Source organism: Priestia aryabhattai (assembly GCF_023715685.1).
Taxonomy (GTDB): Bacteria; Bacillota; Bacilli; order Bacillales; family Bacillaceae_H; genus Priestia; species Priestia aryabhattai_B.
The window spans coordinates 293,904-309,279 of the sequence record NZ_JAMBOQ010000005.1 but is presented as its reverse complement, the minus strand read 5'-3'; the positions used below and the strand labels follow the sequence as shown (position 1 = coordinate 309,279).

General features: G+C 39.2%; 17 protein-coding genes and 1 riboswitch. Of the genes, 1 reads left to right on the top strand and 16 read right to left on the bottom strand.

All coding sequences use genetic code 11. The features are described from left to right. Window positions 1-12: 12 nt before the first annotated feature. The 16 genes from sufU to M3225_RS22460 all read right to left on the bottom strand — a co-directional run bounded on the left by sufU (window position 13) and on the right by M3225_RS22460 (window position 14,998). Window positions 13-447 carry a Fe-S cluster assembly sulfur transfer protein SufU gene (sufU, locus tag M3225_RS22535; protein WP_013085338.1) on the bottom strand — a complete coding sequence of 145 codons (435 nt, stop codon included), beginning with the start codon at window positions 445-447 and terminating at the stop codon, window positions 13-15. Further along, a complete protein-coding gene (locus tag M3225_RS22530; protein WP_013059645.1) occupies window positions 437-1,657 on the bottom strand; it encodes a cysteine desulfurase in 1,221 nt (406 codons plus the stop codon). The genes sufU and M3225_RS22530 overlap by 11 nt, the downstream gene beginning before the upstream one ends. After that, window positions 1,657-2,964 carry a Fe-S cluster assembly protein SufD gene (sufD, locus tag M3225_RS22525; protein WP_251397481.1) on the bottom strand — a complete coding sequence of 436 codons (1,308 nt, stop codon included), beginning with the start codon at window positions 2,962-2,964 and terminating at the stop codon, window positions 1,657-1,659. The genes M3225_RS22530 and sufD overlap by 1 nt, the downstream gene beginning before the upstream one ends. Window positions 2,965-2,981: 17 nt before the next feature. Next, window positions 2,982-3,767: a Fe-S cluster assembly ATPase SufC gene (gene sufC / locus M3225_RS22520; protein ID WP_013059647.1), complete on the bottom strand. Its 786-nt coding sequence runs from the start codon at window positions 3,765-3,767 to the stop codon at window positions 2,982-2,984. Between the two features lie 240 nt (window positions 3,768-4,007). After that, window positions 4,008-4,373 carry a carboxymuconolactone decarboxylase family protein gene (locus M3225_RS22515; RefSeq protein ID WP_013059648.1) on the bottom strand — a complete coding sequence of 122 codons (366 nt, stop codon included), beginning with the start codon at window positions 4,371-4,373 and terminating at the stop codon, window positions 4,008-4,010. Between the two features lie 122 nt (window positions 4,374-4,495). Next, entirely contained in the window at window positions 4,496-5,332 is an 837-nt protein-coding gene (locus M3225_RS22510) for a MetQ/NlpA family ABC transporter substrate-binding protein (RefSeq protein WP_013059649.1), read from the bottom strand. Between the two features lie 17 nt (window positions 5,333-5,349). Next, the gene (locus M3225_RS22505; protein WP_016765829.1) at window positions 5,350-6,018 is read right to left on the bottom strand and encodes a methionine ABC transporter permease; all 669 of its coding nucleotides are present in this window, start codon (window positions 6,016-6,018) and stop codon (window positions 5,350-5,352) included. Continuing rightward, window positions 6,011-7,036: a methionine ABC transporter ATP-binding protein gene (locus M3225_RS22500; RefSeq protein ID WP_251397477.1), complete on the bottom strand. Its 1,026-nt coding sequence runs from the start codon at window positions 7,034-7,036 to the stop codon at window positions 6,011-6,013. The genes M3225_RS22505 and M3225_RS22500 overlap by 8 nt, the downstream gene beginning before the upstream one ends. A gap of 131 nt (window positions 7,037-7,167) precedes the next feature. After that, window positions 7,168-7,275, bottom strand: a riboswitch (SAM riboswitch). Window positions 7,276-7,455: 180 nt separating this feature from the next. Next, window positions 7,456-7,755, bottom strand: coding sequence for a thioredoxin family protein (locus tag M3225_RS22495; RefSeq protein WP_251397474.1), 300 nt, complete (start codon window positions 7,753-7,755; stop codon window positions 7,456-7,458). 14 nt (window positions 7,756-7,769) lie between these two features. Next, entirely contained in the window at window positions 7,770-8,120 is a 351-nt protein-coding gene (locus tag M3225_RS22490) for a toprim domain-containing protein (protein WP_025752660.1), read from the bottom strand. Window positions 8,121-8,301: 181 nt separating this feature from the next. Further along, window positions 8,302-8,547: a YusG family protein gene (locus tag M3225_RS22485; protein ID WP_251397471.1), complete on the bottom strand. Its 246-nt coding sequence runs from the start codon at window positions 8,545-8,547 to the stop codon at window positions 8,302-8,304. Window positions 8,548-8,626: 79 nt separating this feature from the next. After that, entirely contained in the window at window positions 8,627-9,010 is a 384-nt protein-coding gene (gcvH, locus tag M3225_RS22480) for a glycine cleavage system protein GcvH (RefSeq protein ID WP_013059655.1), read from the bottom strand. Window positions 9,011-9,145: 135 nt separating this feature from the next. Next, complete coding sequence (locus M3225_RS22475) at window positions 9,146-9,502, bottom strand: arsenate reductase family protein (RefSeq protein WP_251397468.1); 357 nt, start codon at window positions 9,500-9,502, stop codon at window positions 9,146-9,148. Window positions 9,503-9,617: 115 nt separating this feature from the next. After that, window positions 9,618-11,402, bottom strand: coding sequence for an acyl-CoA dehydrogenase family protein (locus M3225_RS22470; RefSeq protein WP_251397465.1), 1,785 nt, complete (start codon window positions 11,400-11,402; stop codon window positions 9,618-9,620). Between the two features lie 23 nt (window positions 11,403-11,425). Further along, complete coding sequence (locus M3225_RS22465) at window positions 11,426-12,604, bottom strand: acetyl-CoA C-acetyltransferase (RefSeq protein ID WP_251397463.1); 1,179 nt, start codon at window positions 12,602-12,604, stop codon at window positions 11,426-11,428. Between the two features lie 12 nt (window positions 12,605-12,616). Further along, window positions 12,617-14,998, bottom strand: a complete 2,382-nt coding sequence (locus M3225_RS22460; RefSeq protein ID WP_251397840.1) for a 3-hydroxyacyl-CoA dehydrogenase/enoyl-CoA hydratase family protein — start codon at window positions 14,996-14,998, stop codon at window positions 12,617-12,619. Between the two features lie 184 nt (window positions 14,999-15,182). On the opposite strand from M3225_RS22460, the gene M3225_RS22455 reads away from it, so the two are divergent. Further along, window positions 15,183-15,332: a YuzL family protein gene (locus M3225_RS22455; RefSeq protein WP_013059660.1), complete on the top strand. Its 150-nt coding sequence runs from the start codon at window positions 15,183-15,185 to the stop codon at window positions 15,330-15,332. Window positions 15,333-15,376 lie beyond the last annotated feature (44 nt).

Genomic DNA, 15,376 nt, shown 5'->3' with positions numbered 1-15,376 from the left:
TGAATGAAGGTCTTATTTTTGTTCGTTAAGACCTTTTTCCATCGCTTTCCACGCTAGTGTTGCACATTTAATACGAGCAGGAAATTTTGCCACACCTTGAAGTGCTTCAATATCTCCTAAATCTATACTATCATCATACTCTTTACCTTGCATCATGTCAGAGAAGATATGGGCCATTTTAAACGCTTTGTCTACTTCTTGACCTTTAATTGCTTGTGTCATCATTGAAGCTGATGACATTGAAATTGAACATCCTTCACCTTCGAACTTTGCATCCACCACTTTGCCGTCCTCTACTTTTAAAGAAAGTTCAATGCGGTCTCCGCACGTCGGGTTATTCATATGAATGTTCACAGTATCTTCATTCAAAGTTCCACGATTACGCGGGTTTTTATAATGGTCCATAATTACTTGACGATAGAGAGTATCTAAATTATTAAAAGCCATTTGTAAAATACTCCTTCGTTTTTATTAATGATGACACCAATTTATCTACTTCTTCTTCTGTGTTATACAGATAGAAGCTTGCACGTGCAGTAGAAGATACGTTTAAATATTTCATCAGCGGCTGCGCACAGTGATGACCTGCACGAATCGCAATTCCATCAGCATCTACTACTGTTGCAACGTCGTGCGGATGAACATCTTCAATATTAAACGTCACAACACCCGCTCGCTCTTTTGGTCCGTAGATCGTAATTCCATCTACTTGCGATAAGCGATCCAGTGCATATTGCGCTAACTTGTGCTCATGTGCTTGAATATTATCTAAACCAACTTCTTCTAAGAAATCAATCGCTGCACCTAAACCAATTGCACCTGCAATGATTGGCGTACCTCCTTCAAATTTCCAAGGAAGCTCTTTCCATGTTGATTCGTATAGGTTTACGAAGTCAATCATTTCGCCGCCAAACTCGATTGGTTCCATTTTTTCAAGAAGCTCTTTCTTTCCATAAAGAGCGCCGATTCCAGTCGGTCCGCCCATTTTATGTCCAGAGAAAGCAAAGAAATCACAATCTAAATCTTGTACATCCACCTTCATATGAGGCGTACTTTGCGCACCATCCACAACCATTACTGCACCGTTGGCGTGTGCAATTTCTGCAATCTCTTTTACTGGGTTAATTGTGCCCAATACGTTAGATACTTGCATAATCGATACAATTTTTGTGTTGGATGTAATCGTGCTTTTTACCTCTTCTAGTGAAAGTGCATGATCTTCTGTTAATGAAATATATTTTAACGTTGCACCTGTTTCCTTGGCAACTTGCTGCCAAGGAATGATGTTGCTGTGATGTTCCATATAAGTAATCACAATTTCATCGCCAGGTTTGAGATTAGCACGGCCATAGCTTGCAGCTACTGTATTAAGAGCTGTCGTTGTACCGCGCGTAAAGATAATCTCTTCCGTTGATTTTGCATTAATAAACTTACGAACCTTTTCACGAGCGCCTTCGTATCCGTCTGTTGCTCTTGTACCAAGCGTGTGAACACCTCGGTGTACGTTTGAGTTATATTCTTTATAATACTTCTCAATTGCTTCAATTACAGCAAGCGGCTTTTGTGAAGTTGCTGCACTGTCTAAATAAACGAGTGGGCTGCCATTTACCTCTTGGTCTAAAATAGGAAATTGTTTACGAATATCAGAGATATTCATTATCGAACTTTCCTTTCAATTAAATCCGTTAATTGCTTTTTAACCGTTTCGATTGGCAACTCGTTTACAACTGGTGCTAAGAACCCGTGAATAACTAGACGTTCGGCTTCTGTTTGTGGAATACCGCGGCTCATTAAGTAGTAAAGCTGAATTGGATCTACGCGTCCAACAGATGCAGCGTGTCCTGCTGTTACATCGTCTTCATCAATTAGAAGAATTGGGTTTGCATCTCCACGTGCTTTTTCACTTAACATTAAAACACGAGATTCTTGCTCAGCGTTTGATTTAGATGCCCCGTGTTCAATTTTACCGATACCATTAAAGATTGAAGATGCGCTTTCTTTCATAACGCCGTGTTTTAAGATATAACCTTCAGAATGTTTTCCGAAGTGTACAATACTTGTTGTTAAGTTTTGAGACTGCTCTCCACGCCCAACTGTTACCGTTTTTGTATCTCCATATGAACCGTCGCCCATTAGATACGTTGTATTTTCTGAAACTGTATTTCCTTCACTCATTAAGCCTAAAGCCCACTCAATGCGGCCATCTTTGCCCGCTACGCCGCGGCGGTTCACATAAGTAGTTGTGCCTTTAGCTAAGTAGTCAACAGCCCCAAACGTTACTTTTGCATTGCTGTTAGCGAATACTTCCGTCACAATATTGACAACACCGTTTGACTCTTCAGCAGTAGCAATGTAGTTTTCTACATATGTTACTGAGCTGTTATCTTCAGCTACAACAATGACATGGTTGAATAAAGCTGCTTCTTCATCTTCACGGACAAATACAGCTTGAAGCGGCTCTTGTACTTCTACATTTTTAGGAACGTACACGAATACACCGCCGTTTAATAACGCTGCGTTCAATGCAGTTAAACGGTGCTCATCTACTTTAACTCCGTCTTTCATGAAGTACTTCTCAACAAGGTCGCTATGCTCTTTAGCAGCTGTTTGAATATCTGTAAAGATAACGCCTTGAGACTTTAGCTCTTCTGTTAACGTTGAATATGCAGCTGTTTGGTCACGCTGAACATATAAATTTTTAACAGCTTCTGTATCAATCAATGCTTTAACCACTTCTGGAAGCTCGTCTACAGATGAGATTGTGCTTGCCTGTGAAACGTGCTTGTCAAAAGCAGTAAAGTTCCATTTCGAAATCTTTGTTTTATCTGGCTTTGGAAGTGCAAGATCTTCTGCTTTCGCAAGAGCTTGTAAGCGAAGATCTAGCAGCCAACTTGGTTCATTAGCTTCTTTTGAAAAGCTACTGATGTACTCTTGATCAAATGGTAATTTCGTATCAATAGTCATAGAGATCCTCCTAACTCTTAAGCTTCTTGCTCTACAGTTTCGTCTTCAATACCTAATTCTTGTTTGATCCAGTCATAACCTTCTGCCTCTAGACGCTGTGCTAATTCTGGTCCGCCTGATTTTACAACGCGACCTTGCATCATAACGTGAACTTTATCTGGTGTAATATAGTTTAATAAACGTTGGTAGTGAGTAATCATTAAGCAACCGAACTCGCTGCCGCGCAGTTCATTAATGCCTTTTGATACAACTTTTAACGCATCAATATCTAAACCAGAGTCAATTTCATCTAAAATTGCAATTCCTGGTTGAAGCATCATTAATTGAAGAATTTCGTTACGCTTCTTCTCACCGCCAGAGAAACCTTCGTTTAGGTAACGCTGTGCCATGTCTTGATCCATTTCTAAGAAATCCATGTTTTTATCTAATTGACGGATGAATTTCATTAGTGAAATTTCTTCGCCTTCTTCACGACGAGCATTAATTGCTGAACGTAAGAAGTCTGCATTTGTTACACCGCTGATTTCACTTGGGTATTGCATCGCTAGGAATAGACCTGCACGAGCGCGCTCATCTACTTCCATCTCAAGTACATCTTCGCCGTCTAGCGTGATGCTTCCTTGTGTAACCTCGTATTTAGGATGTCCCATGATTGCTGAAGATAATGTTGATTTACCAGTACCGTTTGGTCCCATGATTGCATGGATTTCGCCGCCCTTAACTTCTAAATTAACACCTTTTAAAATTTCTTTACCTTCAATTGCAACATGAAGATCTTTAATTGTTAAAGTTGACCCTGCCATATTAAAACCTCCAGTTATAGACGTATATAGTAAAAAACGATATACCTATATCTTTTTAATTATTCTCATTTTATTCTCATTACAATCTTATAACAAATGAAAATTTATAGCAACCTTTTGACCCAAAAGGTTTTAAACCATTATGTACGTTTTTTAAGACTAAATCCAATCATAAAAAAGTTGCCTTAAAAGACCCTGTGGAGCCTTCTAAGACAAGCTTTTTTCACCCGCTTTATTTACTTAGTGCGTGTGGCTAGTCAGTTCAGAAATGCACTCTTGGACAAGCGTAACGGACTGACTCATCGCTGCGCCTCCGCCAAATGCTGCTGACACTCCGCATGCTTCTAAAATTTCTTGCTCAGTTGCACCTTGATCAATGCAGCCTTTTGTATGATAGATCATACAGTACTCGTCTTGAGCTACTACGCTGATTCCTAGCGCAATTAACTGCTTTTCTTTTTTAGAAAGAGAACCTTCTCCAAAACATGCTTCAGTAAACGCATTAAACGTTTTTGTTACTTCCGGCAATTTTTCGCTAAATTTCCCAACACCCATTTTATAATCATGAAGTGCTTGCTCAGTTGAATGACGTGCTTCTTGCTGCATAACGTCAGCTCCCATCATCAGTAAAGTTTTCACGGTTAGTATACGTGAGAAAAATAAGAGTTATTCGTTTTCCCGCATACAAAAAAAGCACTTACCCACAGTGGGCAAGCGCTTTTCTTCTATTATTTATTTACAGGCAGGACTCCGCCTTTGTATTTTTCTTTAATGTAGTCTTGAATTTCTTTAGAGTGAAGAACTTTCACTAAAGCTTTCACTGTATCTTTGTTTTCGTCACCTTTGTGAACCGTAATGATGTTTGCATATGGGTTATTTTCTTTGCTTTCCACTGCGATTGGATCTTTTACTGGATCTAAACCCGCATCGATAGCATAGTTGGCATTGATAACAACAGCGTCACCTTCATTGTTTTTGTACATTTGAGGTAACAATCCGCCTTCAACATCGGCTTTAAACTTTAAATTTTTAGGGTTTTCTACGATATCTTTAATTTGGGCATCGATTTTCTTCACGCCTGGCTTTAATTTAATCACGCCGGCTTTTTCAAAGATTGATAAAATACGCCCTTGCTCTGCTACTGCATCACGCATAATAACCGTGCCGTTTTTCGGAAGGTCTTTTAAGCTTTTGTATTTTTTAGAGTAGATACCGATTGGTTCGATGTGAATGGCACCGGCACTTACGAAATCATAACCTTTTTCACCCTTGTGATCTTTTAGCACTGAATTCATATAAGGAACGTGCTGGAAGTAGTTTGCATCAATTTCATTGTTTGCAAGAGCTGTGTTTGGTAAGATGTAATCTTGGAACTTTTTAATTTCTAAGTCAATTCCTTGTTTTTCCAAAATTGGTTTTGCTTGTTCTAAAATTTCAGCATGAGGCGTATTAGATGCACCCACGACAATTTTCTTTTCATCTTTTGATCCATTGTTAGATCCACACGCAGCTAATCCTACTACTAATGCGGATGTTAATGCTAAAGCCGAAAGCCATTTTTTCATAATAAATAATCCTCCCTTTATCTTTTATCAATTTTTGCAGTAATCGCATCTCCGATAAGTTGGATAATAAATACAATAATCAAAATTAAGATCGTAGCAGCTAGCGTTACGTCATTATGACTGCGCTGGAATCCTTCTAAATATGCAAGGTTCCCAAGACCTCCAGCTCCAATCACACCCGCCATTGCCGTATAGCCAACTAATGCAATAGTTGTTACCGTCAAACCAGAAATTAAAGCTGGCAGCGATTCAGGTAGCAGCACTTTAAAGATAATGGTGCTTGTTGTTGCTCCCATTGATTTAGCAGCTTCAATAACACCTTTATCAATTTCGCGCAGACCAATTTCTACAAGACGCGCATAAAATGGTGCTGCTCCAACAATTAAAGCAGGTAACGCTGCATTAGCACCTAAAATACTTCCTACCAACGCTTTGGTAAATGGAATCAGTAAAACAATTAAAATAATGAATGGAATGGAACGAAAGATATTTACCACTGCTGACACAATGGCATATAAAGGTTTGTTTTGCCAAAGCTGTCCTTTGGACGTTAAAAATAAAAGCAAGCCCAATAAAATACCTAGAACAAATGTTGCTACAACTGAAATAGCCGTCATATATAGTGTTTCATTTGTCGCTTGAATAAAATCATCTAAAATAACGTTTGGAAATAGTTTCTCAAGCATTTGTCATTACCTCCACTTCTACCTGCTGCTCATTAATGTATGCAATGACTTTTTCAACTTCTGTTAATTCCCCGTCTAAATGAACAAACAACGTTCCATATGAACCTGTTTGTGTATGAGAAATCTTTCCTTGCAAAATATTAATCGTTACGTCAAACTGTTTTAAAATCGCTGTAATTAGCGGTTGCTCTGCTTTTCCGCCAACAAATGTCAGCTGAATAATTTGACCGCTTGGATATAACTCTTGTACTTGTTCAATCGTTTCAAACGTTTCTTCTGGTTCAGAAATCTGTTGAACAAATCGTTTTGTAATCGGCTGCTTAGGTTTTCTGAATACTTCTAGCACTTGTCCTTCTTCTACCACTGCGCCATTTTCCATAACAGCTACTCGATGACAAATTTTACGAATGACGTGCATTTCATGTGTAATCAATACAATTGTTAACCCTAGCTTCTCATTAATATCTACTAACAGATCTAAAATGGAATCTGTCGTTTGTGGATCAAGCGCTGATGTTGCTTCATCACACAGCAATACTTTTGGATTATTCGCTAGCGCTCGAGCAATACCAACACGCTGTTTTTGTCCACCGCTAAGCTGTGATGGATAAGCATTTTCACGACCCTCAAGTCCAACTAGCTTGATGAGCTCATCTACTCGTTTCAGTCTTTTCTCTTTTGAAATCCCTGCTATTTCTAACGGAAAGGCAATATTTTCTCGTACCGTACGCGACCACAAGATATTAAAGTGCTGAAATACCATACTGATTTCTTGTCTAGCTTTTCTGAGTTTTCCGCCTTTAATTTTTCCAATATCATTACCTGCTACTTCGACCGTTCCTGTTGTTGGTGTTTCTAATCCGTTTAGCAAGCGAATTAAAGAGCTTTTCCCCGCTCCGCTATAACCAATAATTCCGTAAATTTCACCTTGGTTAACGGTTAGATTCACATTATCAACAGCTGTTACTTGACCGCTTTTGGCCTGATAAATTTTTGTAACGTCTGTTAATGTAATCATATTTCTTCACCTTCTTTAGTAAAAACTTAATTATATTAGGTTGCCCTATAGAATGAAAAAGCCGTAAAACAATTTTCCCCATTAAAAAAGCCTCTCTGCGCATGACAGAAAGGCTCGATATTTAATCCTTTCTCTCATCTTTCAAAGCGCATAGCTTTGCAGGAATTGGCACCATTTCAGTTAGTCTGACGGTTGCCGGGTTTCACAGGGCTCAGTCCCTCCACCTCTCTTGATAAGAGTTCGCAACAATTATTTTGTTTTTGGGAAATATTCATTCATTTATGAACATTCATGAGTGTGATTTTAGCATGTGTCAGATAGGCTGTCAACAGATTTTGTCTTTGGGATAATATCCCAAGATTTCAACAGCCCCAACGGTTCGCCCTCTTTCAATTTCTTCATTTTAAACAAACGTTTGATTACCGAAGCTCTTCAAGCACGTGCTCAATGGAATGAAACGCATAGAGTTTTTTTACCATTGAGCCATTTTTCACTTCAATCAAGCAGGGTACACTTTCAATTGAAAATACTTCTGCTTTTGAAGGCATATAATTTAAATTGCTCATTCCTATGGTTATATCTGGAAGCATAACTTCTGCTACGGTTAACATTTTTTTTGCCAGCTGACATGTTCCGCAAAAAGGCGTATGGAAAAAGATAAACGCTCTTTCTCCTTCTTTTAACTGATCATCAAGCTGTTTTTCGCTCCATTCTTGCATGTTGCTCATTCCTTTTATGTTAAAAATTCTGCATTAACATCGATATTGGCACTCAGTAATACTGTTGCTATGTGATGTCTAGGGGCGGCAGCAACTTCTCGGTACATTTTATCAATATATAGATGCTCTGCTTCCGGAAGCTCTCGTTTAAATTGTTTTCTCAGCTTATTCCCTGAATCATCAGAGTCAACGAGTATGTATACCTCTTTGTTAAACGTACAGTCAATAATTTCATCCAGCTTTGATAAACTAATCGTACCGTTTGTACAGATAATTTCGATTGGTTCTCGAATGATATCTTGAATACGTTTTTTATCTGATTTTCCTTCGACAATAATTACTTTTTCAATTTCAATTAGCCCCATTTTCATCACCCATAATCATCAGTTGTATAGTAACATCATTTCTTTATGCTATACAATATTCGTTAATGTATCACAGTTCACCTGTTTTTTAAAAGAAATTTGCAAGAAAGAACTGTTTTAAAAAGCAGCTTAGGCCATATTGTTTCCATAAAACAAGAAAAACAGCGGCAGTTGCCACTGTTTAGCACCATCCTGCTTCTTCGTCGCAGTCTGTATATTTTTGCGCTTCACCTTGCTTTTGTACGTCTGCATATTGATAGAACTTATTATTTTCTTGCGAATATCCTTCTTCAAAACGGTATTCATTGCCGCTTGTTCCGTAACTAACTTCACCAATTGGCTGCTTATCAACATATAATTTCATACCGCCGTCATGAAATTTAGCTGTAACGCGATCTGTAACGTCCATTTTTTGTCGTTCAAACATAAAAAGACACTCCTTTAGCTTGTTTACTAATAGAGTGTCCAGTCAAAAACTTTTCATAAAGACAATTTATGGAGGAATATTATCCTTCGTTTGTCATTTCTTCGTATTGTTCTGCTGTCATTAGCTTGTCTACTTGAGAAGCATCAGATGGTTTGATTGTAATCATCCATGCTTCTTCGTATGGAGATTCATTAACAAGTTCAGGGCTATCGCTTAAGTTGTCGTTTACTGCTACAACTTCGCCGCTAATTGGTGCGTAAAGTTCAGAAACTGTTTTTACTGATTCAACGCTACCAAACGGCTCGTCAGCTTCTACTGTTGCTCCTACTTCTGGCAGTTCCACGAATACGATGTCTCCAAGCTCAGCTTGAGCGAAATGTGTAATACCTACGCGGACAACGTCTCCTTCTGTTTTTACCCATTCATGCTCTTCAGAATAACGCAAATCTTTTGGTGTACTCATCTTAATCCCTCCAAAATATGTATCGTAATTTGTTTATATAAAAAGCGCCTTCAACGTGGAGAACACTTTCTACAACCTAAAATAACTTCCTATTAACAGTGTAACGTAAAAGGTAAAAATTTTCTATTTGAAAACTTACTTCCACACGTTCTCAAACTGCTCTTCTTTGAAACCAAGCGTTACTTTTTGTCCATCTGTTAGCAGCGGACGCTTAATTAACATGCCATCTGACGCAAGAATAGACAGAAGTTCGTCTTCACTCGCACTACTTACTTTATCTTTAAGCCCTAATTCGCGATATTTTTTACCGCTTGTATTAAAGAATTTTTTTAATTCTAAGCCGCTGTTCTGATAATAAGATTGCAGCTGCTCTTTTGTTGGCTGGTTTTCTACAATATGAATTTCCTCATACGCTACTCCGTTATCATCCAGCCACTTCTTTGCTTTTCGACACGTACCACACTTTGGATATGAATAAAAAAATAATGACATTTCGTCAACCACCCTTTATTTTAAGCTTTTTTCGTATTTTAACACATCCTTTATCATTTACCTAGATAGAGGCTTCTTAAACAAAAAGGAGCTCGCGAAACGAGCTCCTTTTTGTTTAAACTGTAAATTTCTCTACTTTTAGAAGCGTTTTCGCAATCTCGCGCTTTACGCTAATCACATTGATTGGTGTATAGCGCGTTAACTTGCGAAGAGACGAAAGCATGACTCTAAGCGTATCACCTTGTTCAACGCCAATTAACGTTTCTTTTGCATCTGCTTCGATTCGATTAAATGCTTCTTGGCAAAATACTTGCGTATATTTTACTTTTAAACTGTTTTGATCTGCTCCTGTTTTGGAAATGGCTTTTTCAGTACGTAAAACAGTGGATTCCATTGCATATACGTTACTGATCATATCGGAAATATTAACAAGAATTTCTTGTTCTTTTTCTAATTCTTTGCCATACTTCTGTGCAGCTAGACCTAAAAGCAAGAGCGCAATTTTCTTCCCATTTTGCACAAGCATTTTTTCTTGATCTAACAGCTCATTTCCTACTTCCTGCGGCATAAGCATCATCAATTCTTCTTGCAGCATTTGTGCTTTTTGAAGCAGTGGAAGCTCTCCTTTTAGCGCTTTGCGTAAATATGTGCCTGGTACTAAGAGACGATTAATTTCATTTGTTCCTTCAAAAATACGGTTAATGCGGGAATCACGATACAGGCGCTCGATTTCATACTCACTCATAAAACCATAGCCTCCGTGAAGCTGGACGCCTTCATCTACGATGTAGTCAAGAGATTCCGTTGCAAACACTTTATTTAATGAGCATTCAATGGCATATTCAGCAATGGAAGCCGCAATTTGTTTTCCGTCTTTTTGCTGTTCTTCTGAAAGCTGGCCCATATGGTCTTCAAAAAGTCCTACCGTACGATAGACGGAGCTTTCAGTTGCATACAATTTAGAAGCCATTGTTGCTAACTTTTCTTGTGTTAATGAGAATTTAGCGATTGGCGTTTTAAACTGCTGACGCTGGTTAACATATTGAGACGTAATTTCTAACGCACGTTTCCCTGCTCCAACTGCTCCAACTCCAAGCTTATAGCGCCCAATATTTAAAATGTTAAACGCAATAACATGACCTTTTCCAATTTCACCCAATACGTTCTCTTTTGGAACAAGCGCATCTTCAAGGATCAACGTTCTTGTTGATGAACTCTTGATTCCCATTTTCTTCTCTTCCGGTCCAACCGAAACGCCTGGGAATTCGCGCTCCACGATAAAAGCAGAAAATTTATCGCCATCGATTTTCGCATACACCACGAACACATCAGCAAATCCGGCATTCGTAATCCACTGCTTTTCTCCATTTAACACATAATGTGTGCCTTCTGCGTTAAGGCGAGCTGTTGTTCGAGCACCGAGGGCATCGGAACCAGAACCAGGTTCAGTTAACGCATAAGCTGCTATTTTTTCCCCTACCGCTAAAGCAGGTAAATACGCTTGTTTTTGTTCTTCTGTTCCAAATAAGACGATTGGCAATGACCCAATTCCTACGTGAGCACCATGAGTGATGGAAAATCCGCCTGCTCGAGACATTTTTTCAGCAATTAAAGCCGACGTAATCTTATCTAAACCGAGCCCACCATATTCTTCCGGTACATCTGCACCAAGTAAACCTAATTCACCAGCTTGTTTTAATAACTTTACAGAACGATCAAACTCATGCTTTTCTAAATATTCCACTTGTGGAAGCACTTCATTTTCTACAAATTCATCTGTCGTCTTGGCAATCATCTTTTGTTCAGACGTATAATCCTCCGGCGTGTAGACGCGGCTTGCATCGCCTTCTTCAATTAAAAAGCTTCCACCTTTAATCATTTGTTTTGTTTTATTTGACATGTTCATATCCCCCTTTGAAATGATTATGCTAACAATTCAAATACACCAGCAGCTCCCATTCCTCCGCCAATACACATTGTGACAATACCAAACTGCTCATTTCGACGTTGCATTTCGTGCATTAAGCTAAGAGTCAGCTTAGCTCCAGTACAGCCTAATGGATGACCTAAAGCAATAGCGCCTCCGTTTACATTTACTTTATCTTCATTAATATTTAATTCACGAATAACGCCAAGTGCTTGAGAAGCAAATGCTTCATTTAATTCAAACAATCCTATATCAGAAAGCTCCAGCCCTGCTAGTTTAAGAGCTTTAGGGATGGCTGCTACCGGGCCAATACCCATTACTTCAGGCGGAACTCCTCCAACTGCAAATGAGCGAAACTTAAGCAAAGGCTTTAAGCCTTCTGCTTCAGCTTGTTCTTTATCCATTAGAAAAACTGCTGCAGCTCCGTCACTTGTCTGCGAAGAATTTCCTGCTGTTACGGATCCTTTAATCGAAAAGGCTGGACGAAGTTTTCCTAATACGTCCGCAGTTGTGCCAGGACGAACTCCTTCATCTTGAGAGAACATCAGCTTTTGTTCACGGAGCTTATTGTCTTCATCAACTTTTCGAAGCGTCACTTCCACTGGAACAATTTCGTCGTTAAACTTCCCTTCTTGAAGTGCTTTTGCTGCTTTTTGATGGCTGCGTACAGCAAATGCATCCTGGTCTTCACGTGAAATACCGTATTTCATCGCCACTTGTTCTGCCGTATGTCCCATGCCCATATAATACTCCGGCGCATTTTCAACCAGCTGCACATTCGGACGCGCTACGTTTCCGAACATTGGAACAAAACTCATTGATTCTGCCCCTCCAGCTAACACTGCTTTGGCTTGCCCTAGCATAATTCTTTCTGCACCGTAGGCGATACTTTGTAAACCTGATGAACAATAACGATTAATCGTTATTGCTGGCACCGTATAAGGCAAACCTGCAAGAGCGCCAATATTTCGAGCCATATTCAAACCTTGTTCTGCTTCAGGCATCGCACAACCGATAATTAAATCATCAATTGGCCCTTCGTATCCGCCTGCTCGGCGAAGAGTTTCTTTAACCGCAATGGCTCCCAAATCATCAGGTCTAACACTTGCCAGTGAACCTTTTTTTGCTTTTCCGACCGGTGTCCTAGCACCTGCTACAATAACTGCTTCTCTCATCTTTTCTCCCCCTTAATTGCGCAGTGGTTTTCCTTTAACTAACATGTGTTGCATACGTTCTTGAGACTTCGCTTCTCCAACAAGGCTTAAAAATGCTTCTCTCTCTAAATCCAGCAAATACTCTTCATCAACTTCGGAACCAAACGCTACACGTCCTCCAGCTAACACAAATGCTAACTTACTAGCAATTTTATAGTCATGTTCCGATATATATCCTGAATACTTCATGGATTGAGCTCCTAGCAGCAACGTTGCGTATCCCGTTTCTCCAACAACAGGAACCTTACTTCTTACAGGCGGTTTATAGCCTGTGTCATGTAAAGCAAGGACTGAGTTCTTCGCATCATTCAGCAAGTGATCTCCGTTTACACTGATGCCATCGTGGCGATTTAAAAAGTTTAGCTGTCTAGCTTCTGCAGCAGAGGTGGAAACTTTTGCAGTAGCAATTGTTTCAAATGTTTTATTGGCAATCTGCTGAAGATCGAGCGTTATACCGTTAGGTAAACCATTTAGCTGTTTAATATAAAGCTCCTTATTACCTCCTCCACCAGGAATTAGCCCGACTCCTACTTCTACAAGGCCCATATAAGTTTCAGCAGAGGCTTGGATTTTAGCTGACGGTAAGCAAATTTCTGCTCCTCCTCCAAGAGCCATCGCAAACGGAGCGGCAACAACCGGCTTTTCATTGTATTTCACCTTCATCATTGCCTGCTGAAATTGTTTAATAACAAACTCAATTTCAACATAATTATCATCTTGTGCTTCCATTAAAATCATAGCTAAGTTAGCGCCAACGCAGAAATTTTTCCCTTGGTTTCCTATGACGAGCCCCTTATAGTTCTTATTCACTTCTTCAAGAGACTGATTTAATAAGCTAATAATATCTAGCCCGATTGCATTGTTAGGAGAAGTAAACTGTAGGCACGCCACATCATCTCCTAAATCAATTAAACTCGCTCCGCTGTTTTCTAAAATGACATTATTTTGAGAGCGTAAAGATGACAGGTGAATCACCTTTTTATTTTCTTTTACCACTTTATACTCATCATCTTCGTAGTAAAGCGTTTGACCTTCCATTTCTTTATAGAAGCTTGTAAATCCATTTTCCTGCATTTGTTTTATCCACTGCGGAATTGCTAAGCCAGACTGCTCCATCTTCTCAATTGACTTTTCTAAACCAATGGCATCCCACGTCTCAAACGGACCCATTTTCCAGCCAAATCCCCACTTCATAGCTTGATCAATTGCCACGATATCGTCAGCGATTTCATTTTTTAACTCGGCTGCATATACAAGAACGGGACTGATAACATTCCAAAGAAGCTGTCCAGCACGATCATCAGAATATATAAGCGCTTTCATTTTATTTTGTAGTCCTTTTGCCTGCTTACTTAACTCGGTAGAAGCTGTCTTTAACTTCTTTCTCTCGACGTATTGAAGTGTACCAGGATCGAGTTCCAAAATTTCCTTTCCTTTCTTCAAAAAGAAGCCTTGCCCCGACTTGCTTCCCAGCCAGCCATTTTCCTGCATTTGTTTCATAAATAGAGGTACATCAAACACTTCTTTTTCTTTGCCTTCTACTTTGTCAAATACATTGTTGGCCACGTGAATAAATGTGTCTAGTCCCACTACGTCTAACGTTCGAAACGTTGCGCTTTTTGGTCTTCCAATTAAGGGACCCGTCACAGAGTCTACTTCTCCCACGCTGTAATTACCTTTTAACATTTCTTGAACAGTCACAAGTAAACCGTACGTACCGATGCGGTTGGCGATAAAGTTAGGCGTATCTTTTGCAATAACTACTCCTTTACCTAATACATCTTCACCAAACGTTTTCATATATTCAACAATTTCTAATTTTGTATCATGAGTTGGAATGATTTCTAATAACTTTAAATAACGCGGTGGATTAAAAAAGTGCGTTCCTAGGAAATGCGCTTTAAAATCTTCTGAGCGTCCTTTAGCCATTTCGTGGATGGATATTCCCGAAGTGTTTGAACTTACAATACTTCCTTTTTTTCGTACAATGTCAATCTTTTCGAATAACTGCTGTTTGATATCGAGGCGTTCGACCACTACTTCAATAATCCAATCGCAGTCGCTTAACTGCTGTAAATGATCTTCAAGATTTCCTGGCGTAATTAAAGATAGCGATGACTTCGACGTTAAAGGCGCCGGTTTTTGCTTCGTTAATTTAGCTAGAGCAGTTGTGCTCAACCGATTTCTCACTTGCCTATCTTCAAGCGTTAGCTGTTTTTTTTCCTCGTCTGGCGTTAATGAATTTGGAAGCACGTCTAGCAAAAGCGTTGGAATTCCTACATTCGCTAAATGAGCTGCAATTCCAGAGCCCATAACTCCTGAACCTAAAACGGCGGCTTTTTTTATGTTCATAATTATCCCCACATCCCCTTTAATATATTGAATGAACAGTCATTCATTTTATGCGTAAAAAAAGAGAGTCACTGTTAATCTCTGATTTTACTATAAAACATTTTTTAAATTTTCGCAATATATTCACAATATTATCTCTAACTATTTTTAATGCGTTTGGTTATCTTAATACACAGGAGGTGATTTTGTGAGCAAATTAAAGAAGGATCCATCGTCAGCAGGCGTAAGCGCAGCAAGCGTTAAGGGAAATGCAGGACCAGTCAATGAACCGCACGGACGCGGCAAAAAGACATCTCAAAACCAACAGTACACAAAGCATAATACACAAGGACATTAACCTCAAAATCGAACATGAGTAATCGAATCATGTTCGATTTTTGA